Origin of the sequence: Halomonas halodenitrificans DSM 735, from assembly GCF_000620045.1 — a bacterium.
GTDB classification, from domain to species: domain Bacteria; phylum Pseudomonadota; class Gammaproteobacteria; order Pseudomonadales; family Halomonadaceae; genus Halomonas; species Halomonas halodenitrificans.
Window position 1 is genome coordinate 68,940 of the sequence record NZ_JHVH01000013.1, and the last position, 21,504, is coordinate 90,443.

Here is a 21,504-nt window from a genome sequence, read left to right on the forward strand (position 1 = left end):
TAAAGCCGCGGGTCCGGCTTGGGTTTGATTGGCTTTGGCTCGAGGTTTCGGACAGGGACTAGCTTTACTCGCTCTTGTCCAGTGCGCTTCTGGCATCTGCGAGCAGTCGCTCGGCTTCGGGCAGCTGGGCCAGGGCGGTGGCCTCGGCCTTGTCGTCGCCGCGGCGACAGGCGCTTTCCAGCTGCTGCTGCACGCGCTTCAGTGCCTGCTCGGCGGCCTTGAGGGCCATCCGACGCTGGCGCTGGACGACCGCATCGCCCGATGAGGCGGCGGCACCCTGGTGGGGCGTCCGGCGGCGCTGCTGCATCAGACGCTTCTGGCGCTCCAGGCGCTTGTCGCGCGCCTCCCGGGCCTGGCGCTGTTGCCTGGCGCGGTGGCGTCGGCGCCCCAGCTCGGCGCGGCGCGCCAGGTAGGCGTCGCGCTCCGCATCGCTTTCGGCGGCGTCCCAGGTGGGGTGGGCCACGAGGTCGATGCAGTCCACCGGGCAGGGCGCCACGCACAGCTCGCAGCCGGTGCACTCGTCGGTGATGACCGTATGCATGCGCTTGGCCGCGCCCAGGATGGCATCCACCGGACAGGCCTGAATGCACTTGGTGCAGCCGATGCATTCGTCCTCGCGAATCACCGCGGCCAGGGGCCGCTGGGCCGGTTCGATCAGGGGGTGTTCGGGCTGGCCGGTCAGCTCCGCCAGTTGGGCGAGAGTGCTGTCACCGCCCGGCGGGCAGCGATTGACGGGCTCGCCCTCGGCGATCGCCTCGGCGTAGGGCAGACAACCATCGAAGCCGCACTTGCCGCACTGGGTCTGGGGCAGCAGGGCATCGATGGCGTCTATCAGGTCACGGCGGCTCACGATGGCTCAGGTCACCCGCTGACCGGGTTCGGCGCCGGTATCCGGCGAAAGCAAGTAGATGCCCTCGTCATTGGCCGAGGCCAGTACCATGCCTTCGGAGAGGCCGAAGCGCATCTTGCGCGGCGCCAGGTTGGCGACCATCACCGTGAGTCGGCCCTCCAGTGCTTCGGGGGCGTAGGCGGCGCGAATGCCGGAGAACACCGTGCGGCTTTCGCCGCCCAGGTCCAAAGTCAGCCTGAGCAGCTTGTCGGCGCCGTCTACATAGTCGGCCTTGGCGATGCGTGCGATACGCAGGTCGACCTTCATGAAGTCATCGAAGCCGATCTCCTCGGCGATCGGTTCGTCGCTCAGGGGGCCCCTGGGCGCCTCCTTGAGTTTCTGTTCTTCCACCAGGTCCTCCTTGGACGCCGTGATCATGGCGTCGATCCTGTCGCGTTCCACGCGGGTCATCAGCGGCTTGAACTTGGCGATCTCGTGATTCAGCAAGACCTCGTGGCGGCTGTGCCAGTCCAGCGTCTCGAGCCGGAGGAAGCAGCGGGCGTCCTCGGCCATGGCCGGCACGACCGGTGCCAGATAGACCATCAGCTGCCGGAACAGATTGATGCCCACCGAGCAGATATCCAGTACCTCCTGCTCGCGTCCCTCCTGCTTGGCCAGCACCCAGGGCTCCGCCTCGGCGATATAGGTGTTGGCCTCGTCGGCCAGTTCCATCACCAGGCGCATGGCGCGTCCGAACTCACGCGTTTCGAACTGTTCGGCGATCTCGTCACCGGCACTGATAAAGCGGGCGACCCGTTCCGGTTCGGCGCAGTGGGCGGAGAGCCTGCCACCACCGAGCTTCTTGATAAAGCCGGCGCAGCGGCTGGCGATGTTGACCACCTTGCCCACCAGATCGCTGTTGACCCGGGCGGCGAAGTCCTCGAGGTTGAGGTCCAGATCGTCGACCCGCGAGGTGAGCTTGGCCGCAAAGTAGTAGCGCAGATACTCGGGATTGAGATGGTCCGCGTAGGTGGCGGCCTTGATAAAGGTGCCACGAGACTTGGACATCTTGGCGCCGTTGACGGTCACGAAGCCATGGCAGTTCACCGCCGTGGGGGTGCGGAAGTCGGCGCCATGCAGCATGGCCGGCCAGAACAGGGCGTGGAAGTAGACGATGTCCTTGCCGATAAAGTGGTAGATCTCGGCGTCGCTGTCCTTCTGCCAGTAGCTGTCGAAGTCGATGCCCTCGCGTTCGCAGAGGTTCTGGAAGCTGGCCAGGTAGCCGATGGGGGCATCGAGCCAGACGTAGAAGTACTTGCCCGGGGCGTCGGGGATCTCGAAACCGAAGTAGGGGGCATCCCGGGAGATGTCCCATTCGTTGAAGCCGGCCTCGAACCATTCCATCAGCTTGTTGCGGATCTGGGGCTGGACGTGGCCGTCGTTGATCCAGCGATGCATGAAGTCGGCGAAGTCGGGCAGCTTGAAGAAATAGTGGGTGGAGCTGCGCACCTCGGGCTTGGCACCGGAAACGGCCGATACCGGGTCGATCAGCTCGGCCGGCGTATAGGTGGCCCCGCAGGCCTCGCAGTTGTCGCCGTACTGGTCATCGGTCTTGCACGACGGGCAGGTGCCCTTGATAAAGCGGTCGGCCAGGAAGAGTCCTTTCACCGGATCGTACATCTGCTCGATATCGCGGGTGGCGATATGGCCCTTGTCGCGCAGGCGCGTGTAGATCAGTTCGCTGAAGTGGCGATTCTCTTCCGAGTGGGTCGAGTGATAGTTGTCGAAGGCTACGCCGAAGGTGGCGAAGTCAGCCTGGTGGTCGCGGCTCACGCGGTCGATGAGCGCCTCGGGCGTGATGCCCTCCTGTTCGGCGCGCAGCATGATGGCGGTGCCATGGGCGTCATCGGCGCACACATAGTGGCATTGCTGGCCGCGGCTCTTCTGGAAGCGCACCCAGATATCGGTCTGGATGTATTCGAGAAGGTGGCCGAGGTGGATGGCGCCGTTGGCGTAGGGGAGGGCGCTGGTGACCAGGATCTTGCGCGTAGCGTTCGTCGACATATCGGCTCTTGAATACCTAAAAAATCAGATGCCCGATTGTAGCCGGGATGGCGCCTCGCTGCACCTGGCGGCACGGGATGGGCGCTGCCCCCGACGATGCGGCCTCAGCGCCCGGGGGCGCGATAGATACCGAAGTGCGTGAGACCTCGATCATGGAGATGCAGGGCCTGCATTCGGCTCATCACGCCCTGCTCGCAATACAGGAAGTAGCGGCGGTCATCGGGCAGTTCCGGGGCACGCTGCTGAAGTTCGTAGAAGGGAATTTCCAGACACCGGCCCGCTTTCAGGGCCAGGGGCGTCGCTTCGCGCTCCGCCGGCGAACGAATGTCGATGACGCTGACGTCCTCGCCGTCATGGGCTTCGGGCACCGCTTCCCCCGCCGGGGATGGCGGCCGGTGGCCAGGCGATTCCAGGAGCCGGTCGATACGGGTGACCTCGGTGGCGTCGACGGCGGCGTCCAGCACGGCGAAGTCGAACTCGGCCTCGGCCTCGGCGATCTGGTCCCGGCGGGCCCGGGTGTTGGGGCGGCGTGAGATAACGCCGCAATACTCCGGCATGACCTCGGCGAAGCGTGCGGTGTCGATCTCGCGGGCCTGGGCGATGATCGTCTCCTTGTCCTCGGTGAGTACCGGGCGCAGGATCGGCAGTTCGCTGGCATCATCGATCAGCGCCAGGTTGGTGAGGGTCTGGCTGGATACCTGGGCGATGGCGTCGCCGGTCACCAGTGCGGGCACTCGGCTGCGTTGGGCGAGTCGTGAGGCGGCCCGGGCCATCATGCGCTTGAGCACGACACCCATCATGCCGTCGGGCACCTTGCGCAGGATCTCGCCGACTACCGGTTCGAAGGGCACCGAGATGAAGTTGACCCGATGCGACAGGCTGTAGCGCCGCCAGAGGTGGTGGGTGACGTCACGCACGCCGCGCTCATGCTCGGGCCCCCCCAGATTGAAGAACAGGAAGTGCGTCTTGATGCCGCGGCGGATCATCCGCCAGGCGGCGACCGGGGAGTCGTAGCCGCCGGACATCAGCGCCATGGCCTGCCCCTGAAGCCCGAGGGGGTAGCCCCCCAGGCCCGGCAGGCGACGCTGTATCAGGCGTAGCCGTTGCTCCACGACTTCAACCGTGACGTTGACGTCGGGCTGTTTCAGGTTGACGTGGGCGTCGGGGGCCGCCGCAAGCAGCGCCGCGCCGAGGTGGCGCTCCATGTCGGAGGAGGAGAAATCGTGCCGGCCGCGGCGCTTGGCCGAGACACGGAAGGGGCGCCCGGCAATGCGAGGCGTCCAGAGTGATACCACCCGGGCGGCGATATCGTCGAGGTCGGTGAAAGCGACTTCCCGGACATCCTGGATCTCCTGAACACCCGGAATCCGGCCCAGGCGTGCCTCCACCTCTGTGATCAGCGCGCCATCGGCGGCGTCGGACAGCGAGACCCAAAGCAGATCCCAGCCGTCGCGTACCCCGATCTTCTGACCCAGAGGCTTCAGGGTATTACGCACATTGGCGGCGAGGCAGCGTGTCATATGCCGCCGCACGGAGCGTGACTTGATGGTGATCTCGGGGGAGAGCTTGAGTAGGTAGTACATGATGACGAGGGCTGTATGGCTCTGGTGAAGACAATGGTTTGTATTCTACCAGAGCCGCGTCCTCGGGTACGAAAACGCCCGGCCGAGGCCGGGCTGTTCCGTTACTCGAATCCAGTTTCACCCCGAGCTGCTCAGCTACTTGCGCTAGCCCTGCCGGTTGCGGCGCAAGGGCTTCACGATCAGTAGAGTGCCTGTTCCTCGTTGACCACCTCACGCAGCAGTTCCAGGAATAGCCTGTCGGCTTCGGTGTGTTCGGCGGGATCTTCGGGTATATGCACGCTGGTGGTGTCCGAGATCTCGTTGGCAATCCGTGCCATGACGTCCTGGGAACTATCCTCGGGCAGGTGGCGGCGAGCGATTTCCAACGATTGGTCCAGCACTCGAGGATCCTGCAGCAGCTTCCTGATAAAACCCTGCAACTCATTGATAACGCGAGTTTTCTGAATTTCCGATGAAGCCATGACGTTCTCCTTATAGTGACCGGCCGTGTCGATGCCAAGACGATAGCATGTTTGCCCCTGTGGGGTGAGAACCGCGGGCGGCTAGGGGAGCTCGATGGGCGCCTGCCCCGCCTGGTTAAGAACCGGGTTGGCATACTGGGCCAGCCACCAGTCGCGAAGCTCCGCGGGAACCTGTGCCAGCCGTGCCTGGAAGCGTGCCCGATCGGCGTCGCTTATCCTGCCGAGCTCGACCAGCTCCGGGGCGGTGCCCAGCGTTTCCAGCGCCAGGTAGTGGCTGGGGAAGAGGTGGTAGCCTTCCAGTACCTGTCGGTCGATCTCGGCGGCCACCTCGTCCGGCGTGGTGAAATCGGCGGAGAGCGGGGTGCCGAAGGTGAGTTTCACGCGTCCCTTGTCGCCGGTGATGCCCGCCACAATGGACTGGATGTCCTCGTACTGACTCTTCTCGTAGTTGCCCAGGCTGTGCATCGCATGCAGTTCGCGGGCCTTCTGGACATCGCAGGGGTCGTACTCGTAGCTGATCGAGACCGGCACCAGGCGCAGCTCCTCGATCGCCGCGCCCAGGCTGGCCTGGCGGTCCTCGGCACGCCGCGACATGGTCATCATCTTGATGATGGCGGGGTCGGTGCCGTCGATGCCGTCCTTGGCGCGGCCCTCTCGCTGGGCCATCCAGATGGAGTGATTGTCCGCGGTGATGGAGTGGCGGATATAGCCGGAGAGCTTCTGGTAGGCGGCGAGCATGGCGCGCTTGCCCCGGGCGCTGCGGGGCACGATAAAGCTCTTGTTGAGGCGCATCAGGTCGGTGACATAGGGCTTCTTGAGCAGGTTGTCGCCGATGGCGATCCTCACCGTGTTGCGACCCGCCAGATAGAGGGCATAGTTGACGAAGGCGGGGTCCAGCGAAATATCGCGATGATTGCCGATAAACAGATACGCCGTATTCGGATCCAGAGTATCGAGCCCGGCGGTCGTGAACTCGTCGGTGGAGGTGCGAATCATCCGCTCCATGTAGCTGGCGATGCGCTGCTGGAAATCCCGGACGCTCTGCACGCCGCGAACCTGGCGGCGCAGTGCCAGGCTGGCCAGGGTGCGCGACAGGCCCGGCATCAGGCGCGAGAGTCGCGGCAGGCGGTAGCGGGTCAGGGCATCGAGCAGTTCCGGCTCATGGGTCAGGCGCGCGAGTACCCCCTCGACTTCATCGTCGTGGTAGGGGCGGATGCCGGCCCAGGGGTCCTGAGCGCTGCTGTCGGATCGGGTCTCGGTCATGGGGCTTAGCTGTCGCTTGCGGTGCCGGCCTCGCCGCCTAGCCAGGCTACGAGGCGCTCGGTATTTTCGCCCAGGGCCTGGGCCATCAGCACGAAGTCGGTATCCAGGCGCAGCAGGGCGTCGTCGCCATCGTCGCTGGCATTGGCCTCGTCGATCAGGGCGTCGCCGAAGCGCAGTGACTTCAGCGCCAGATCATCATGCAGCACGAAGCTTAGCCGGCCCTCGACCTCAACGGCCAGCTTGCTGGCCTGCCGGCCGCTCTCCAGCAGCTGCTGGATCTCGTCGCTGTCCAGGTCGACCTGGCGGGCGCGCAGGACACCGTCGTCCCCCTTGGCCTTGAGTTCCACCTGGTCGCCCATCACCAGGTCGGCGGGACGGGAGGCGGGATCGACGAGCCATTGGGTCATGGCGCGCATGGGCATGACCTGGGTCGCCAGCGGCGTGACCTTGAGGGTTCCCAGGGTCTCGCGCAGCAGGTCGAGGAGCTCCTCGGCGCGGCTGCGCGAACTGGCGTTGATACCGATCAGCCGGCGCCTTGTGTCCCACCACAGGTCGATCTTCTGGCTGCGCACGAAGGCGCGGGGCAGTAGCTCCTCGACGACCTGCTCCTTGAGGGTGATCTTCTCCTGGCGGCGCAGCTTGCGACCCTCGCGGGCCTCCACGTCGGCGGCGCGTTCGTCGACCTCTTCCTTGACCACGCTGGCGGGCAGCAGGCGCTCCTGGCGCAGGGCACTCAGCAGGCGCTGGCCCTGTAGCTCATGAAGACGAGCGGTATCGGCACGGCCGCCCGGAAAGGTCCAGCCCAGGCGACGGGGGTCCTGGCCACCCAGCGGTCGAGCCGCCTGTTCGGTCAGGGCCTCTTCCAGGGTCGCGGCATCCAGCTCAGGAGCGTCGTGCAGCCGATAAAGGTGTAAGTGCTTGAACCACATGAAGCATTTTATCCCGAGAAAAAGGGCTGCCATTATCACCGAAGGGGCGCGAGGGTGCCAGCGTCGATCCTGGCTCAATGATAAAACAAGTGTTTGAACTCGGTGGGCGTAAATGCCTAGAATCGATATTTTCCCCAGCACGGAGTGTGCCCAATGGATAGCCGGATTTCCTCTACCTCGCTGCGCGTGCGTGGCTATCATCTCGATGGCTATGGTCACGTCAATAACGCCCGTTACCTCGAATTCATGGAAGAGGGACGTTGGGCCTATTTCGACGAACGCCCCGACCTGTTTCGCCGCCTGCAACGTGGTGGCCTGGCCTTCGTGGCGGTGAACGTCAATATCGACTATTGCGCCGCGGCAGTGGCCGGCGATGATCTGGAGCTCACCTGCTGGGTCAGCGAGCTGGGTACGCGCAGCGCGCGCATGGCGCAGGAGATTCGCCGACAGGGCGATGACGCCCTGGTGAGTCGCGCCACCATTACCTTCGTGCTGCTCGACGTTGCCGCCAATCGTGCCATTCCCATCGAGGGCGAGTTGCGCGACCTGCTCGCTCCGCTCGTGCTGGTGTCACATCGCGAGGCCTGAACTGGAACAGCCAAGCTCCCTTTGCCGGTGCCGGGGTGATATGATGTGAGGCTGTTATGGCGCCCCGGGCAACGCCACGGCGGGCGGCCAACCTCCTGCAGTGCAAAGGATTCGACGACCCATGGGTGACATCGCCAGAGAAATTCTGCCAGTCAATATCGAGGACGAGCTCAAGCAGTCTTACCTCGATTACGCGATGAGCGTGATCATCGGCCGGGCGCTGCCGGACGTGCGCGATGGCCTCAAGCCCGTGCACCGGCGCGTGCTGTTTGCCATGCACGAGCTCAATAATGACTGGAACAAGCCTTACAAGAAGTCCGCCCGTGTGGTGGGCGATGTCATCGGTAAGTATCACCCTCATGGTGATAGTGCCGTCTACGACACCATCGTGCGCATGGCTCAGGATTTCTCCATGCGCCATGTGCTGGTCGACGGCCAGGGCAACTTCGGTTCCATCGACGGTGACAATGCCGCGGCCATGCGTTACACCGAGGTGCGCATGTCGCGCCTGTCCCACGAGCTGCTGGCCGATCTCGAGAAGGAAACCGTCGACTGGGTCGATAACTACGACGGTACCGAGCGCATCCCCGATGTGCTGCCCACCAAGGTGCCCAATCTCCTGGTCAACGGCTCATCGGGCATCGCCGTCGGCATGGCGACCAATATCCCGCCCCACAATATGGGCGAGATCATCAATGCCTGCATGGCATTGATCGACGACTACACCCTCTCCATCGACCAACTGATGGAGTATGTCCCCGGGCCCGATTTTCCTACCGGCGGCATCATCAACGGTCGTGCCGGCATTCTCGAGGCCTACCGTACCGGCCGCGGGCGCATCTATGTTCGCGCCTGTCATACCATCGAGCATGATGACAAGACCGGCCGTGACCACATCATCATCGACGAGCTGCCCTACCAGGTGAACAAGGCGCGTCTGATCGAGAAGATCGCCGAGCTGGTCAAGGACAAGCGCATCGAGGGGATCGCCGAGCTGCGCGACGAGTCCGACAAGGATGGCCTGCGGGTGGTGATCGAGGTCAAACGCGGCGAGTCCGGCGATGTGGTGGTCAATAACCTCTTCGCCCAGACCCAGCTGCAGACCGTCTTCGGCATCAATATGGTGGCCATCGAGAGTGGTCAGCCGAAGATCCTGAACCTCAAGGAGGTCCTCGAGGCATTTATTCGTCACCGCCGTGAAGTGGTGACGCGGCGCACGCTCTATGAGCTGCGCAAGGCCCGGGAGCGCGGCCATATCCTCGAAGGCCTGACCGTTGCCATTTCCAACATCGATGAGGTCATCGAGCTGATCAAGGCCTCGCCCAATGCGGCCGAGGCCAAGGAGAAGCTGCTGGCCCGCGACTGGTCGCCGGGCCAGGTGACCGGCATGCTCGAGCGCGCCGGTGCCACTTCCTGCAAGCCCGAGGATCTCGAGGAAGGCTTCGGCCTGAACACGGCCGGCAGCGAGTATCGGCTGTCGCCGGCCCAGGCGCAGGCCGTTCTCGAGCTGCGCCTGCACCGGTTGACGGGGCTCGAGACCGAAAAGCTGCTCGACGAGTATCTCGGCATCCTCGAGAAGATCGCCGAGCTGATGGCCATCCTGGCATCCGCCGAGCGGCTGCTCGAGGTGATCCGCGAGGAACTGACCGCGGTGCGTGACCAGTTCAGCAACCCGCGCAAGACCGAGATCCAGGCCAGTCACCTCGACCTCTCCATGGAGGATCTCATCGCCGAAGAGGACATGGTGGTCACCGTATCCCGCTCCGGCTATACCAAGACCCAGCCACTTTCCGACTACCATGCCCAGCGCCGCGGCGGCCGAGGCAAGTCGGCCACCGCCATGAAGGACGAGGACGTCATCGAACACCTGCTGGTGGCCTCTACCCATGACACCGTGCTGCTGTTCTCCAATCGCGGCAAGGTCTACTGGCTCAAGGTCTACGAGATGCCGGTGGCCAGTCGCGGATCTCGAGGCAAGCCGCTGGTCAATATGCTGCCGCTGGATGAGGATGAGGCGATAAACGCCATCCTGCCGGTCCGTGACTATGACCCGGAGAGCTATATCTTCTTCGCCACGGCCAGGGGCACGGTGAAGCGTACCAGCCTCGAGCAGTTCTCGCGGCCGCGTAGCGTCGGCCTGATCGCGATCGACCTCGAGGAAGGCGATCGCCTGGTGGGGGCCGCCATCACCTCGGGGTCCGACCACGCCATGCTGCTCTCCTCCAACGGCAAGGCGATACGCTTCGAGGAGAACAATGTGCGGGCCATGGGGCGTACCGCCCGCGGTGTGCGCGGCATGCGCCTTCTCGATGATGCCGAGGTGATCAGCCTGATCATTCCTCAGAGTCAGCTGATCGATGCCGAGGGCGGAGACGAGGACGAAGGCGTCGACGCCGAGCCGGCCAACGGCGGTCAGATTACTATCCTGACCGCCTCCGAGAACGGCTACGGCAAGCGCAGCCGCCTCGAGGAGTTCCCGCTGCGAGGTCGCGGCGGCCAGGGCGTCATCGCCATGCAGACCAGCGAACGTAACGGGTCGCTGGTGGCAGCCATGCAGGTGTATCCCTCCGACGAGATGATGCTGATCACCGACCGTGGAACCCTGGTGCGCACCCGGGTCGATGAGGTCTCGATTACCTCGCGCAACACCCAGGGCGTGATGCTCATTCGCCTGGGCAACGACGAGGCGCTGGTCAAGACGGTGCGTGTCGATGAGCCGGATGAACCGGAAGAGTCGGAAGAGCCCGAAGATGCAGAAACCGCCGGCATCGAGGAAGGCAGCGCAGACACGGGATCAGACCCCGAACAGGATTGAGGGGGTCGTCCCCCCAGGGAGAGTCAGGACGCATGACACGCCATTTCAACTTCTGCGCCGGTCCCGCGGCGCTGCCTGCCGCGGTGCTGGAGCGGGCCCGCGACGAGATGCTCGATTACCGGGGCCACGGCCTGTCGGTGATGGAGATGAGCCACCGCTCGGCGGAGTACGTCGCCATCGCCGAGAAGGCGGAGGCCGACCTGCGCGAGCTGCTCGCGATTCCCGCCAACTACCGGGTGCTCTTCACCCAGGGCGGCGCGACCCAGCAGTTTGCCGCGGTGCCCTATAACCTGCTTGGCGCCGGCGGCACCGCCAACTTCGTGGATACCGGCATCTGGAGCCGCAAGGCCATCGCCGAGGCGCGCCATCTGTTCGGTGACGCTCGGGTGGCGGCGTCAAGCGAGGCCAGCAGCAATGCGCGGGTACCGGCCCAGGAGGAGATCGAGCTCTCCCGCGATGCCGCCTACCTGCACTATACCGCCAACGAGACCATCGGCGGGCTGGCCTTCGACTATATCCCGCGGGGCGTGCGCCCCGATGGGGTCGAGGTGCCGCTGGTCTGCGACATGTCATCGTCGATCCTCTCGGGGCCGCTGGATGTCTCGCGGTTCGGCGTGATCTACGCGGGGGCCCAGAAGAATATCGGTCCCGCCGGGCTGGTGGTGGTCATCGTGCGTGACGACCTGCTCGACCGGGCGCGTGCCGACATGCCCTCGCTGTTTGGCTACAAGGCCCTCGCCGAGGGCGGCTCGATGGTCAATACTCCCGCGACCTACAGCTGGTATCTGGCGGGGCTGGTCTTCGAGTGGCTCAAGCAGGATATCGGTGGCCTCGCGGCCATGGATGCCATCAATGCGCGCAAGGCCGGCAAGCTGTATGCCGCCATCGACGCCAGCGGCCTCTACTCCAATTCCATCGCGCCGGCCAACCGTTCACGCATGAACGTGCCCTTCGTGCTTGCCGACCCGCGTCTGGACAAGGGGTTTCTCGCCGAGGCCGAGCAGGCGGGGCTGCTCAACCTCAAGGGTCACCGCAGCGTGGGCGGCATGCGCGCCAGTCTGTATAACGCCGTACCCGAGGCCGCCGTGGATGCACTGATCGACTTCATGGCCGATTTCGAAAACAGAAAGGGCTGACAACATCATGAGCGATACCCCCATCGACCTCGATGCGTTGCGCGATCGTATCGACGACCTGGACAGCCAGCTGCTGACGCTGATGAACGAGCGCGCCGAGTGTGCCCAGCGGGTCGCCCAGGTCAAGACCACCGCCGATGCCGGGGCGGTATTCTATCGCCCCGAGCGCGAGGCCCAGGTGCTGCGGCGGATCATGGCGCTCAACAAGGGGCCGCTGGATAGCGAGGAGGTGGCCAGGCTGTTCCGCGAGATCATGTCGGCCTGCCTGGCGCTGGAGCAGCCCATCAAGGTGGCCTATCTGGGGCCGGAGGGCACCTTTACCCAGCAAGCGACCCTCAAGCATTTCGGCGAAAGCGCGGTCAGCCTGCCCATGGCCGCCATCGACGAGGTGTTCCGCGAGGTCGAGGCCGGTGCGGTCAACTATGGGGTGGTGCCGGTGGAGAATTCCACCGAAGGCGTGATCAACCACACCCTGGACTCCTTCATGGACTCGGGGCTGCGCATCTGTGGAGAGGTGGTGCTGCGTATTCACCATCACCTCCTGGTGGGAGAGACTACCCGGCACGACAAGGTGTCGCGTATCTACTCGCATCCGCAGTCGTTTGCCCAGTGTCGCAAGTGGCTGGATGCTCATTACCCCCAGGCCGAGCGGGTGCCGGTCTCGTCCAATGCCGAGGCGGCCCGCCTGGTCAAGACCGAATGGCACAGCGCCGCCATCGCCGGCGACATGTCGGCCAAGCTCTATGACCTCACCCGGCTCGCCGAGAAGATCGAGGACCGTCCGGACAACTCCACGCGCTTCCTGATCATCGGCAATCAGGCCGTGCCCCTGTCCAGCGATGACAAGACCTCCATCGTCGTGGCCATGCGTAACCAGCCCGGCGCGCTCCACGATCTGCTCGAGCCCTTCCATCGCCACCGGATCGACATGACTCGCCTGGAGACCCGGCCGTCGCGTAGCGGCGTGTGGAACTATGTCTTCTTCATCGACTTCAAGGGCCATCATGACGAGCCGCGTGTGGCGGCGGTGCTGGAGGAGGTGCGATTGCGTGCCGCCGAGGTCAAGGTGCTGGGTTCCTATCCCGTCGGCGTGCTCTAGGGCATGGCACCGACCGTGAATCGAACGCTCGATGAACCCCGCATCCTGATTGTCGGGCTCGGCCTGATCGGCGGCTCGCTGGCCGCGGCCCTGCGGGCGAGAGGCTACGCTCGTCGCGACAGCGACGATGCCGGCGGCGTCGGGCCGGTTAGGCAAGCCGGCGGCTTCGGGCCGGCCAGGCAAACCGGCGGCTTCGGGCCGGCCAGGCAAATAGTCGCTTGCGATCCGGACCCCGAAGAGATCCGTCGCGGCCTCGAGATGGGGCTGATCGACCGCGGGGATACGCGGCTCGAGGAGGTGATCGACGGTGCCTCGCTGGTGGTGCTGGCGGTGCCGGTGCTGGCCATGCAGGGCGTGATGACCAGGGTGGCCGGCCTGCTGCCGCGCGCCGCGCGGGAGGTGGTGATCACCGACGTGGGCAGCACCAAGGCCGCGATTCGCGACTGCGCCCGGCAGGCCTTCGGCGGGGTGCCGGAGAACCTGGTGCTGGGTCATCCCATCGCCGGCTCCGAGAAGAGCGGCGTGGCGGCCGCCGACCCCGAGCTCTATGTCGGCCACAAGGTGATCCTGACGCCCGAGCCGGATACCGACCCCGAGGCGCTGGGCCGCGTACGGGCGCTGTGGGGCGCCTGCGGCGCCGAGGTGCTGGAGATGGAGGTGGCCCGCCACGACCAGGTGCTGGCCCGCACCAGTCATCTGCCGCACTTGCTGGCCTTTTCTCTGGTGGACACCCTGGCGCGCCAGGATGAACGCCTGGAGATCTTTCGGTATGCCGCCGGCGGCTTTCGCGACTTTACCCGTATCGCCGGCAGCGACCCCGTGATGTGGCGCGATATCTTCACCGCCAATCGCGATGCCGTGCTCGCGTCCCTGGATGACTTCGAGGCCGGCGTGGCGCGATTGCGTGACGCCGTGGAGCGGGGCGACGGCGACGCCATGCTGGCGACCTTCGATCGCGCCAGGCACGCGCGGCACTATTTCGAATCCCTGCTTAACAAGCGCAGCTATCAGGCGGAATATCAGATGCAACAGCAAGGCAAGTTGCGCTACCGGATGAGCCCCGGTGGCGCCGTGGCCGGCCGCATTCGCGTGCCCGGCGACAAGTCCATTTCCCATCGTTCCATCATGTTCGGCGCCCTGGCCGACGGCGTCACCGAGATCCAGGGCTTCCTGGAGGGCGAGGACAGCCTGGCGACCCTGCAGGCATTTCGCGAGATGGGGGTGGCCATCGAGGGCCCCCACCAGGGGCGTGTGACCGTCCATGGTGTCGGCATGCATGGCCTCAAGGCGCCTTCCGGCCCCCTTTATGTGGGCAATGCCGGCACCGCCATGCGGCTGTTTGCCGGTCTGCTGGCCGGTCAGGCCTTCGACACCGAGCTTGCCGGTGACACCTCCTTGACCAAGCGGCCCATGAATCGAGTGGCCGATCCGCTGCGCCTGATGGGGGCCAGGATCGACACCGCCGAGGGTGGGCGTCCGCCACTGCAGCTTCACGGTGGCCGTGCGCTGAAGGGCATTACCTATGACATGCCCATGGCCAGTGCCCAGGTGAAGTCCTGTCTGCTGCTCGCCGGCCTCTACGCCGAAGGGGAGACCCGGGTGCGTGAACCGGCCCCGACCCGGGACCACACCGAGCGCATGCTGGCCGGGTTCGGCTATGCGGTGCAGCGGGAAGGCGATACCTGCTGGCTCACGGGGGGCGGCACCCTGTCCGCGGCGCCCATTGATGTGCCCGGCGATATCTCCTCGGCGACCTTCTTCCTGGTGGCCGCGGCCATCACTCCGGGTGCCGACCTGGTGCTGGAGCACGTCGGCATCAACCCGACCCGCATCGGCGTGATCAATATTCTCCAGTTGATGGGTGCCGACCTGCGCCTGGAGAACGAGCGTGAGGTGGGCGGCGAGCCGGTCGCCGACCTGCATATTCGCCATGTGCCACTCCAGGGTATCGATATCCCGGTGGAGCAGGTGCCCCTGGCCATCGACGAATTGCCGGCGCTGTTTATCGCCGCGGCCAATGCCCGAGGCACCTCGCGTCTGCGCGGGGCGGAAGAGCTCCGGGTCAAGGAATCCGACCGACTGCAGGCCATGGCGAACGGGCTGGCGGCCATCGGTGTCGAACACCATCTCTATCCCGATGGCATCGACATCGTCGGTGGCGGGAATGCCGAGGGCCCCAACTACAGCGGCGGGCGCATCGACAGCCTCGAAGACCACCGCATCGCCATGTCATTCGCCGTCGCCGCATTGCGGGCGAGCGAGGAGATCGTGATCGACGACTGCGCCAACGTCGCCACTTCCTTCCCGGGATTTGTCGACCTGGCACGCAAGGTGGGGCTGACACTCAATGAGGAATCGGCCGAGGAGGGCGCATGAGCGACACCCGGATACCGGTACTGACCATCGACGGGCCCGGCGGGGCCGGCAAGGGCACCATCAGCCGCCTGGTCGCCGCGCGGCTGGGTTGGCACCTGCTCGACAGCGGTGCCCTCTATCGACTCACGGCGCTCGCCGCCGGCAAGCATGACATCTCTCTGGAGGATGAGGCGGGCCTCGCCGAGGTGGCTCGCCGCCTCGACGTGGTCTTCATCGCCGAAGGCGAGTCGACTCGCGTGATGCTGGAGGGAGACGATGCCACGACCGCCATCCGTACCGAGCAGGTCGGCGATGCCGCCTCGCGTGTCGCCGCACTCCCGACGGTGCGCGAGGCGCTGCTGAGCCGTCAGCGCGACTTCTGCCAGGCCCCCGGCCTGGTGGCCGATGGTCGTGACATGGGGACCGTGGTCTTTACCGCCGCGCCGCTAAAGATATTTCTTACCGCTTCGGCCTCCGAGCGTGCCCATCGCCGCCAGGGCCAGTTGCGAGAAGTGGGTGTGGATGCTAGTCTATCGAGTCTTTTAAAGGAGATACAGGCGCGCGACGCCCGCGATATGCAGCGCAGCGTGGCGCCACTCAAGCCGGCAGACGATGCCATCACGCTTGATACCACGCGCCTGACGATACCGGAAGTGGTGGATCGGCTGACGGAGCTTCTGACCCAGCGGGGTCTGCTCCACAACGCCTGAAACTCCCTTGCGGCGCCTTCGGCAGCATGTGATGACGTGGCTTGGCACCGTTAGCCGAGAGCCGAGCCAGGTCGAACCAGCGCCAACATCTCCGAAGGCTTGGTAAATAAGGCCCGCACTCGCTGGTGGTGCGGAGGAAGCGGTTCTGCCGCACTTTAACGTTGATCACGTAGGAACATCATGAGCGAAAGCTTTGCTGAACTTTTTGAACAGTCTCTCCAGGACATCAACATGGAGCCGGGCGCCATTGTCGTGGCGACCGTCGTCGACATCGAAGGTGACTGGGTTACTGTCAATGCCGGCCTGAAGTCCGAAGGTCAGATTCCCTCGGCCCAGTTCCGTGACGAGAACGGCGAGCTGGCCATCGCCGTGGGTGACGAGGTCCACGTCGCCCTGGAAGCCGTCGAGGATGGTTTCGGCGAGACCCGCCTGTCCCGCGAGAAGGCCAAGCGTGCCGAAGCATGGAAGGTTCTGGAAGCCGCCTTCGAGAAGGACGAGATCGTCAAGGGCGTGATCAACGGCAAGGTCAAGGGTGGCTTCACCGTCGATGTCGACTCCATTCGTGCCTTCCTGCCGGGTTCTCTGGTCGACGTGCGTCCGGTCCGCGACACCACGCACCTCGAGAACAAGGAGCTCGACTTCAAGGTCATCAAGCTCGATCCGAAGCGCAACAACGTTGTCGTTTCTCGTCGTGCCGTGCTTGAAGCCGAGAACAGCGCCGAGCGTGAGGCCCTGCTGGCCACGCTGCAGGAAGGTCAGCAGATCCTGGGTATCGTCAAGAACCTCACCGACTACGGCGCCTTCGTCGACCTCGGTGGCGTCGACGGCCTGCTGCACATCACCGACATGGCCTGGAAGCGCATCAAGCATCCGAGCGAGATCGTGGCCGTGGGCGACGAGATCAGCGTCAAGGTGCTCAAGTTCGATCGCGAGCGCAATCGCGTTTCCCTGGGCCTGAAGCAGCTGGGCGAGGATCCGTGGGTCAACATCAAGGATCGCTACCCGGAAGGCACCAAGGTGCACGCCACCGTCACCAACCTCACCGATTACGGCTGCTTCGCCGAGCTGGAAGAGGGTGTCGAGGGTCTGGTCCACGTCTCCGAAATGGACTGGACCAACAAGAACATCCATCCGTCCAAGGTGGTTCAGGTCGGCGATGATGTGGATGTCATGATTCTGGACATCGACGAGGAGCGTCGTCGTATCTCCCTGGGTATCAAGCAGTGCACCGCGAATCCCTGGGAAACCTTCAGCGCGACGTATAACAAGGGCGATCGTGTTGCCGGTACCATCAAGTCGATCACCGACTTCGGCATCTTCATCGGCCTGGAAGGCGGCATCGACGGTCTGGTTCACCTCTCCGACATCTCTTGGACCGATACCGGCGAAGAAGCGGTTCGTCAGTTCAAGAAGGGCGACGAGGCCGAGGCCGTGATCCTCTCCATCGATCCGGAGCGTGAGCGCATCTCCCTGGGCGTCAAGCAGCTGGATACCGATCCGGTCGCGGAGTTCATGGCCGTGAACGACAAGGGTGCCATCGTGACCGGTCGCGTGATCGAGGTCGATGCCAAGCAGGCCCAGGTCGAGCTGGCTACCGATGTCATCGCCGTTCTCAAGGCCTCCGAGATCAGTGCCGACCGCATCGAGGATGCTCGCAATGTCCTCAACGAGGGCGACAGCGTCGAGGCTCGCATCATCGGTGTGGATCGCAAGAACCGCCAGATCAACCTCTCCGTCAAGGCCAAGGATCAGGACGACACGCGTCAGAACCTGAAGAAGCTGCGTGAGGAATCTACCGAGAGCGGTGGCGCGACCACCATCGGCGACCTTATCAAGCAGCAGATGGGTCAGGACTGATCGGATAGCAACTTCCGACAGGCTCCAGGAACCGCCGCCCCTCGGGGCGGCGGTTTTTTTCACACTTCTTTATTTCTCATTTTTTTTATTTATATCGCACTCGCGTGCAGCATGTGCTCTCGCTCGAGAGCAGTACGATATCCAGAAGTGCGACTTACTTAATCTTTTCACAAGACAATACATGAGATCGGTATCCTGGGCGTCGTTAAAATTTGCGCAATGTAATCAATACGGCCAGACTATTGCCAAGGGTTGAATAAAGCGCGCATAATGTGCGCCCCCTTTGTACTTTCTCAAAGTATTTTGTCGAACGTCCCCAAGGAAATTTCCCATGTCGCTTCTTAACGAATACATGCAGATGGAACAGCAGCTGAAGGAACTCCAGTCCAATCTGGACAAGCTGCAGAACGACAAGCGCCTTCAGAGTGAGCTGGAGTTCAAGGAGAAGCTCGAGTCTCTGATGAAGGACTATGACAAGAGTGCCGCCGACGTCATCGCACTGCTGGATCCCGCGCCCATGGCCTCTTCGCCGAAGGCGGCTTCTGCCGGCTCCACTGGTACGCGCCGCAAGCGTAAGCTGAAGATCTACAAGAACCCGAATACGGGCGAAGTGGTTGAAACTCGCGGTGGTAACCAGAAGACGCTGAAGGCATGGAAGGATGAGTTTGGTTCCGAGACCGTCGAATCCTGGCTGGTTCGTGTCGAAGAGTAATCCTCGGGCCGCCTATTCGAGTCTGGCTAGCACAAACGGCGCCATGAGGCGCCGTTTGCGTTTCCTTTTGCCCGCTTAAAGACGATCAGGCATGAAACAGCATACATCACGTAAAGCCATGGGTGAGCGCGATAAACTTCGTCAGTTTCGAGAGCTCGATGACGCCTTCGCGGCGGCACTGCGAGAACTGGAGCCGACCGGTGACGTTGAGTCTCAAAATGCTGAGTCTCAGGAAGTCGCGTCTCCAGATACCGAAACCCCGGAAGTGAAGACTCGATCGGAAGTGGAGTCGCCCCGGAGTGCCGCTCCGAGTAACGACTCCGTGGCCGAGCCGAAAGACGACTTCGGGCAGCGACTCGAGACGCTGATGGCGGAGTATGAGTTCTCTAATCAGGATGTCAGGGAACTGCTCGAGACATTGCAGCACTTTCGCAAGAGCGCCTGACTAGCCTGATCCCTGGTACTTAACATCGCGGGTCTTCGGTGGCTCGTTCCAGTGCCGTGATAAGCGTGAGTGCCTGGTCACGATGGCCACCGCAGAGTTCACTGTCGTAGTCGAACCGGCTGCACACGGCCGGGCGGCTCGGATCGCCGAACAGCCTGCAGAGGTTGGCCTCGTCGAGTTGTACGCAGCGTACGCCCGCGGGCTTGCCGTTCGGCATGCCGGGAATCGGCGAGGTGATCGACGGGGCGATGCAGCAGGCGCCGCAGCCGGGGCGGCACTCGCCTTCGTCTTCTATCCTGCCGGCCGAGGCGATGACTCGGGTCATGCTGGCGACGCCTGGGCGATGGCGCCCTTGTCGATGCCTTCGAAGGCATGCACGCGGGTGTCGCGCCCGGTATCACGGGCGATGCGCCGGGCCAGCCAGTCGGCGATCCACTCCACCGTCGTGGGTGTCGGCAGTACGGCACAGCGCTCTTCGGGGAGGCGCAGGAAAAAGTCTCCCTGCGCCGCTCGATAGCGAGTCGTCAGCGTTTGCGGCCCGGCAGGCCCGTTGTCGACGACGATGTCGGCCTCGTCGATCAGGTAGCGATCTGCCAGCCAGTCGGCCCACTGGCGTTCCAGGGCCACCGCTCGCTGTCCCTGCTGCCAGATCTGCAGTCGCGAGCGGTGGCCGTGGGCGATGCGCTGGCAGTTGCCGGCATGGCGCTTCAGCCCGTGGCTATAGGTGTAGCTGGCCCCCTGGATGTCTTCCTCGTACAAGCGCAGGCGAATGTCGCTGACGCGGGGCGGGGGGCGGTGCATCAGCTCCGCCGCCAGGTGGTTGGCGAGGGTGTCGACGTCGATCTCGCGCCAGGGCAGCAGTGTCAGCGCCTGGCGTGGTGCGCGTAGCTCCATGGCCCAGGGCCGGGTGGCGCGCATGCAGAGGCCCTCGCGGCAATCATGGAGTTCCAGTCCCGGTGCGAGGGTGGGCACCAGCAGGGTGTGGTCGGGACCGGCATCCAGTCGCTGCTTGATCCACGGCTTGACCTCGCCGAAGTCGAACAGCATGCCGTCGTCGCCGAGCTCCCCGTCGAGCTCCGCGTCCACGTGCCAGCTGGCTCCGACCAGTCCCCGGTTCGGGCACCACCAGGAGACATCGAGCTGAGTCAGGCGGTTGATGAAGAGTGTCATCAGTCGATCCCCGTGATCTTGTGGGTCTGCAGCGACAGGCGCCACTGTGGGTGCGCCAGGCAATAGGCCACGCTGGCCGCCAGGGTGTCGGTAGTCGTATCGTCCGCGAGGCTCGCGGGGCCGGTATCCCTGGGTTGCAGGAAGAAGTGGTCGAAGGCGAGCCCCGTGAAGCGCTCCGGGGGCGCGTCGGTCTGCGGGTAGACCAGCTTCAGCTCGTTGCCTGTGGTGACCGCCAGGGGATTGTTGCCCTTGGGGCTGACACAGAGCCAGTCGATGCCGGCCGGCGCCCGTAGGGTGCCGTTGGTTTCCACGGCGACCTCGAAACCACGCGCCTGAAGGGCGGTAATCAGCGCCTCGTCGAGCTGCAGTAGCGGCTCCCCGCCGGTGAAGACCAGATAGGGGGTGGCCATTTCGCCGGATGTGGGCCAGAGCCCGGTCAAGTGGTCGGCCAGGGCCTGTGCGCCGTTGAAGCGCCCGCCGTTCTGGCCGTCGGTCCCCACGAAGTCGGTATCGCAGAAGCGGCAGGCCGCGCTGGCGCGGTCCCTCTCGTTACCCGACCAGAGGTTGCAGCCCGAGAAGCGGCAAAACACGCTGGCCCGGCCCGCCTGGCCGCCTTCCCCCTGCAGGGTGTAGAAGGCCTCCTTGACGTGATACATCAGGCGTCCCTCCCCGCGTAGGCCAGGGGGTCGGTCGCCTGGTTGGCGGCGAAGGCGGCCAGGCGCTCGAGGCAGCTGCCGCAGCGTCCGCAGGCCAGCGCCTCGCCGCGGTAGCAGGTCCAGGTGTCGGCATAATCGAGTCCCATGGCCAGGCCGTCGGCGAGGATCTCCGCCTTGCTGGCACGCAGGTAGGGCGTATGGATGTCGACGGCCTCGAAGTTGGCGATGCCGGCCACGGCGTTCATCGCGTCGACAAAGGCGGGGCGGCAGTCGGGATAGAGGACATGGTCGCCGCCATGGGCGCCGTAGTCGACCCGCCCGGCGCCGATATTGACCGCCTTGGCGATGGCCAGCGAAAGGAGGATCATGTTGCGATTGGGGACCACGGTAGCGGCGAGGTTGTCCTCGGCGTAGTCGCCCTCCGGCATATCGCGGTTGGCGTCGGTGAGCGCCGAATTGTCGATCAGTCCGTGGATGGCCCGGATGTCCACGACTTGATGCGGAATGTCCAGCTGGCGACACACCTTGGCCGCCTGGTCGAGCTCGCGGGCATGGCGCTGGCCGTAGTCGAAGGATAGGGCGTGGACGTCACGGCCCTCGCGAAGGGCACGGTGCAGCACGGTATAGGAGTCCATGCCGCCGGAGTAGATCACCACGGTGGCAGGAGAGGGGGTATCGTTCATGGCGAAGACTCGGGTCGGAGAATTTGTTGGCTGATGCCGCTAGTCCGGGATCCGGTCCGGAAGCGGCGGTAGTCTACTCGACATGCCTGTCCATGGGGAACACCCCATCGCGTCTCTCGGCGCTCGCTGCTCGGCCTGTTATACTGCTG

The 21,504-nt window shown here is 64.4% G+C and carries 19 protein-coding genes; 9 read left to right on the top strand and 10 right to left on the bottom strand.

Going from position 1 to position 21,504, the window contains the following annotated elements; translation table 11 throughout:
- Positions 1-64 precede the first annotated feature (64 nt).
- The 6 genes from Q358_RS0107370 to Q358_RS0107395 all read right to left on the bottom strand — a co-directional run bounded on the left by Q358_RS0107370 (position 65) and on the right by Q358_RS0107395 (position 7,129).
- Positions 65-850 (bottom strand): RnfABCDGE type electron transport complex subunit B, encoded by a 786-nt coding sequence (locus tag Q358_RS0107370; RefSeq protein WP_027961462.1) that lies wholly within the window; start codon positions 848-850, stop codon positions 65-67.
- A 6-nt stretch (positions 851-856) separates the two neighbouring features.
- Positions 857-2,893, bottom strand: a complete 2,037-nt coding sequence (gene metG, locus Q358_RS0107375; protein WP_027961463.1) for a methionine--tRNA ligase — start codon at positions 2,891-2,893, stop codon at positions 857-859.
- A gap of 104 nt (positions 2,894-2,997) precedes the next feature.
- Positions 2,998-4,476 (bottom strand): tRNA uracil 4-sulfurtransferase ThiI, encoded by a 1,479-nt coding sequence (thiI, locus tag Q358_RS0107380; RefSeq protein ID WP_027961464.1) that lies wholly within the window; start codon positions 4,474-4,476, stop codon positions 2,998-3,000.
- A 179-nt stretch (positions 4,477-4,655) separates the two neighbouring features.
- Positions 4,656-4,937: a hypothetical protein gene (locus tag Q358_RS0107385; RefSeq protein ID WP_027961465.1), complete on the bottom strand. Its 282-nt coding sequence runs from the start codon at positions 4,935-4,937 to the stop codon at positions 4,656-4,658.
- A gap of 81 nt (positions 4,938-5,018) precedes the next feature.
- The gene (locus Q358_RS0107390; RefSeq protein ID WP_027961466.1) at positions 5,019-6,200 is read right to left on the bottom strand and encodes a 1-acyl-sn-glycerol-3-phosphate acyltransferase; all 1,182 of its coding nucleotides are present in this window, start codon (positions 6,198-6,200) and stop codon (positions 5,019-5,021) included.
- 5 nt (positions 6,201-6,205) lie between these two features.
- Positions 6,206-7,129 carry a recombination-associated protein RdgC gene (locus tag Q358_RS0107395; protein ID WP_027961467.1) on the bottom strand — a complete coding sequence of 308 codons (924 nt, stop codon included), beginning with the start codon at positions 7,127-7,129 and terminating at the stop codon, positions 6,206-6,208.
- A 153-nt stretch (positions 7,130-7,282) separates the two neighbouring features.
- Between Q358_RS0107395 and Q358_RS0107400 the strand changes: the two genes are divergently transcribed.
- The 9 genes from Q358_RS0107400 to Q358_RS0107440 all read left to right on the top strand — a co-directional run bounded on the left by Q358_RS0107400 (position 7,283) and on the right by Q358_RS0107440 (position 18,846).
- The gene (locus Q358_RS0107400; protein ID WP_027961468.1) at positions 7,283-7,717 is read left to right on the top strand and encodes an acyl-CoA thioesterase; all 435 of its coding nucleotides are present in this window, start codon (positions 7,283-7,285) and stop codon (positions 7,715-7,717) included.
- 121 nt (positions 7,718-7,838) lie between these two features.
- Entirely contained in the window at positions 7,839-10,532 is a 2,694-nt protein-coding gene (gene gyrA / locus Q358_RS0107405) for a DNA gyrase subunit A (protein WP_027961469.1), read from the top strand.
- A 32-nt stretch (positions 10,533-10,564) separates the two neighbouring features.
- Complete coding sequence (gene serC / locus Q358_RS0107410; RefSeq protein ID WP_027961470.1) at positions 10,565-11,668, top strand: 3-phosphoserine/phosphohydroxythreonine transaminase; 1,104 nt, start codon at positions 10,565-10,567, stop codon at positions 11,666-11,668.
- A 7-nt stretch (positions 11,669-11,675) separates the two neighbouring features.
- Entirely contained in the window at positions 11,676-12,767 is a 1,092-nt protein-coding gene (pheA, locus tag Q358_RS0107415) for a prephenate dehydratase (protein ID WP_027961471.1), read from the top strand.
- A 3-nt stretch (positions 12,768-12,770) separates the two neighbouring features.
- Positions 12,771-15,143, top strand: a complete 2,373-nt coding sequence (locus tag Q358_RS0107420) for a bifunctional prephenate dehydrogenase/3-phosphoshikimate 1-carboxyvinyltransferase (protein WP_043487843.1) — start codon at positions 12,771-12,773, stop codon at positions 15,141-15,143.
- The gene (gene cmk, locus Q358_RS0107425; RefSeq protein ID WP_027961473.1) at positions 15,140-15,832 is read left to right on the top strand and encodes a (d)CMP kinase; all 693 of its coding nucleotides are present in this window, start codon (positions 15,140-15,142) and stop codon (positions 15,830-15,832) included. Before Q358_RS0107420 ends, cmk begins: the two co-directional genes overlap by 4 nt.
- 180 nt (positions 15,833-16,012) lie before the next feature.
- Positions 16,013-17,689: a 30S ribosomal protein S1 gene (rpsA, locus tag Q358_RS0107430; protein ID WP_027961474.1), complete on the top strand. Its 1,677-nt coding sequence runs from the start codon at positions 16,013-16,015 to the stop codon at positions 17,687-17,689.
- A gap of 331 nt (positions 17,690-18,020) precedes the next feature.
- Positions 18,021-18,401 (top strand): histone-like nucleoid-structuring protein, MvaT/MvaU family, encoded by a 381-nt coding sequence (locus Q358_RS0107435; RefSeq protein WP_027961475.1) that lies wholly within the window; start codon positions 18,021-18,023, stop codon positions 18,399-18,401.
- 91 nt (positions 18,402-18,492) lie between these two features.
- Positions 18,493-18,846, top strand: a complete 354-nt coding sequence (locus Q358_RS0107440; RefSeq protein WP_027961476.1) for a hypothetical protein — start codon at positions 18,493-18,495, stop codon at positions 18,844-18,846.
- A gap of 19 nt (positions 18,847-18,865) precedes the next feature.
- On the opposite strand, the gene Q358_RS0107445 is transcribed toward Q358_RS0107440, so the two are convergent.
- From Q358_RS0107445 to queC, 4 genes are read right to left on the bottom strand one after another with little or no spacing between them, the layout of a single operon-like run.
- Complete coding sequence (locus tag Q358_RS0107445; protein WP_051530234.1) at positions 18,866-19,171, bottom strand: YkgJ family cysteine cluster protein; 306 nt, start codon at positions 19,169-19,171, stop codon at positions 18,866-18,868.
- Positions 19,168-20,016 (bottom strand): 6-pyruvoyl trahydropterin synthase family protein, encoded by an 849-nt coding sequence (locus tag Q358_RS0107450; RefSeq protein ID WP_027961478.1) that lies wholly within the window; start codon positions 20,014-20,016, stop codon positions 19,168-19,170. Before Q358_RS0107450 ends, Q358_RS0107445 begins: the two co-directional genes overlap by 4 nt.
- Positions 20,016-20,672, bottom strand: a complete 657-nt coding sequence (queE, locus tag Q358_RS0107455; RefSeq protein ID WP_027961479.1) for a 7-carboxy-7-deazaguanine synthase — start codon at positions 20,670-20,672, stop codon at positions 20,016-20,018. Before queE ends, Q358_RS0107450 begins: the two co-directional genes overlap by 1 nt.
- Positions 20,672-21,355, bottom strand: a complete 684-nt coding sequence (gene queC / locus Q358_RS0107460; RefSeq protein ID WP_027961480.1) for a 7-cyano-7-deazaguanine synthase QueC — start codon at positions 21,353-21,355, stop codon at positions 20,672-20,674. Before queC ends, queE begins: the two co-directional genes overlap by 1 nt.
- Positions 21,356-21,504: the final 149 nt, after the last annotated feature.

Excerpts from the sequence above, each read along its gene's own strand:
- metG (WP_027961463.1), bottom strand. The coding sequence starts at position 2,893 with ATGTCGACGAACGCTACGCGCAAGATCCTGGTCACCAGCGCCCTCCCC.
- thiI (WP_027961464.1), bottom strand. The coding sequence starts at position 4,476 with ATGTACTACCTACTCAAGCTCTCCCCCGAGATCACCATCAAGTCACGC.
- Q358_RS0107385 (WP_027961465.1), bottom strand. The coding sequence starts at position 4,937 with ATGGCTTCATCGGAAATTCAGAAAACTCGCGTTATCAATGAGTTGCAG.
- Q358_RS0107390 (WP_027961466.1), bottom strand. The coding sequence starts at position 6,200 with ATGACCGAGACCCGATCCGACAGCAGCGCTCAGGACCCCTGGGCCGGC.
- Q358_RS0107395 (WP_027961467.1), bottom strand. The coding sequence starts at position 7,129 with ATGTGGTTCAAGCACTTACACCTTTATCGGCTGCACGACGCTCCTGAG.
- Q358_RS0107400 (WP_027961468.1), top strand. The coding sequence starts at position 7,283 with ATGGATAGCCGGATTTCCTCTACCTCGCTGCGCGTGCGTGGCTATCAT.
- gyrA (WP_027961469.1), top strand. The coding sequence starts at position 7,839 with ATGGGTGACATCGCCAGAGAAATTCTGCCAGTCAATATCGAGGACGAG.
- serC (WP_027961470.1), top strand. The coding sequence starts at position 10,565 with ATGACACGCCATTTCAACTTCTGCGCCGGTCCCGCGGCGCTGCCTGCC.
- pheA (WP_027961471.1), top strand. The coding sequence starts at position 11,676 with ATGAGCGATACCCCCATCGACCTCGATGCGTTGCGCGATCGTATCGAC.
- Q358_RS0107420 (WP_043487843.1), top strand. The coding sequence starts at position 12,771 with ATGGCACCGACCGTGAATCGAACGCTCGATGAACCCCGCATCCTGATT.
- cmk (WP_027961473.1), top strand. The coding sequence starts at position 15,140 with ATGAGCGACACCCGGATACCGGTACTGACCATCGACGGGCCCGGCGGG.
- rpsA (WP_027961474.1), top strand. The coding sequence starts at position 16,013 with ATGAGCGAAAGCTTTGCTGAACTTTTTGAACAGTCTCTCCAGGACATC.
- Q358_RS0107435 (WP_027961475.1), top strand. The coding sequence starts at position 18,021 with ATGTCGCTTCTTAACGAATACATGCAGATGGAACAGCAGCTGAAGGAA.
- Q358_RS0107440 (WP_027961476.1), top strand. The coding sequence starts at position 18,493 with ATGAAACAGCATACATCACGTAAAGCCATGGGTGAGCGCGATAAACTT.
- Q358_RS0107445 (WP_051530234.1), bottom strand. The coding sequence starts at position 19,171 with ATGACCCGAGTCATCGCCTCGGCCGGCAGGATAGAAGACGAAGGCGAG.
- Q358_RS0107450 (WP_027961478.1), bottom strand. The coding sequence starts at position 20,016 with ATGACACTCTTCATCAACCGCCTGACTCAGCTCGATGTCTCCTGGTGG.
- queE (WP_027961479.1), bottom strand. The coding sequence starts at position 20,672 with ATGTATCACGTCAAGGAGGCCTTCTACACCCTGCAGGGGGAAGGCGGC.
- queC (WP_027961480.1), bottom strand. The coding sequence starts at position 21,355 with ATGAACGATACCCCCTCTCCTGCCACCGTGGTGATCTACTCCGGCGGC.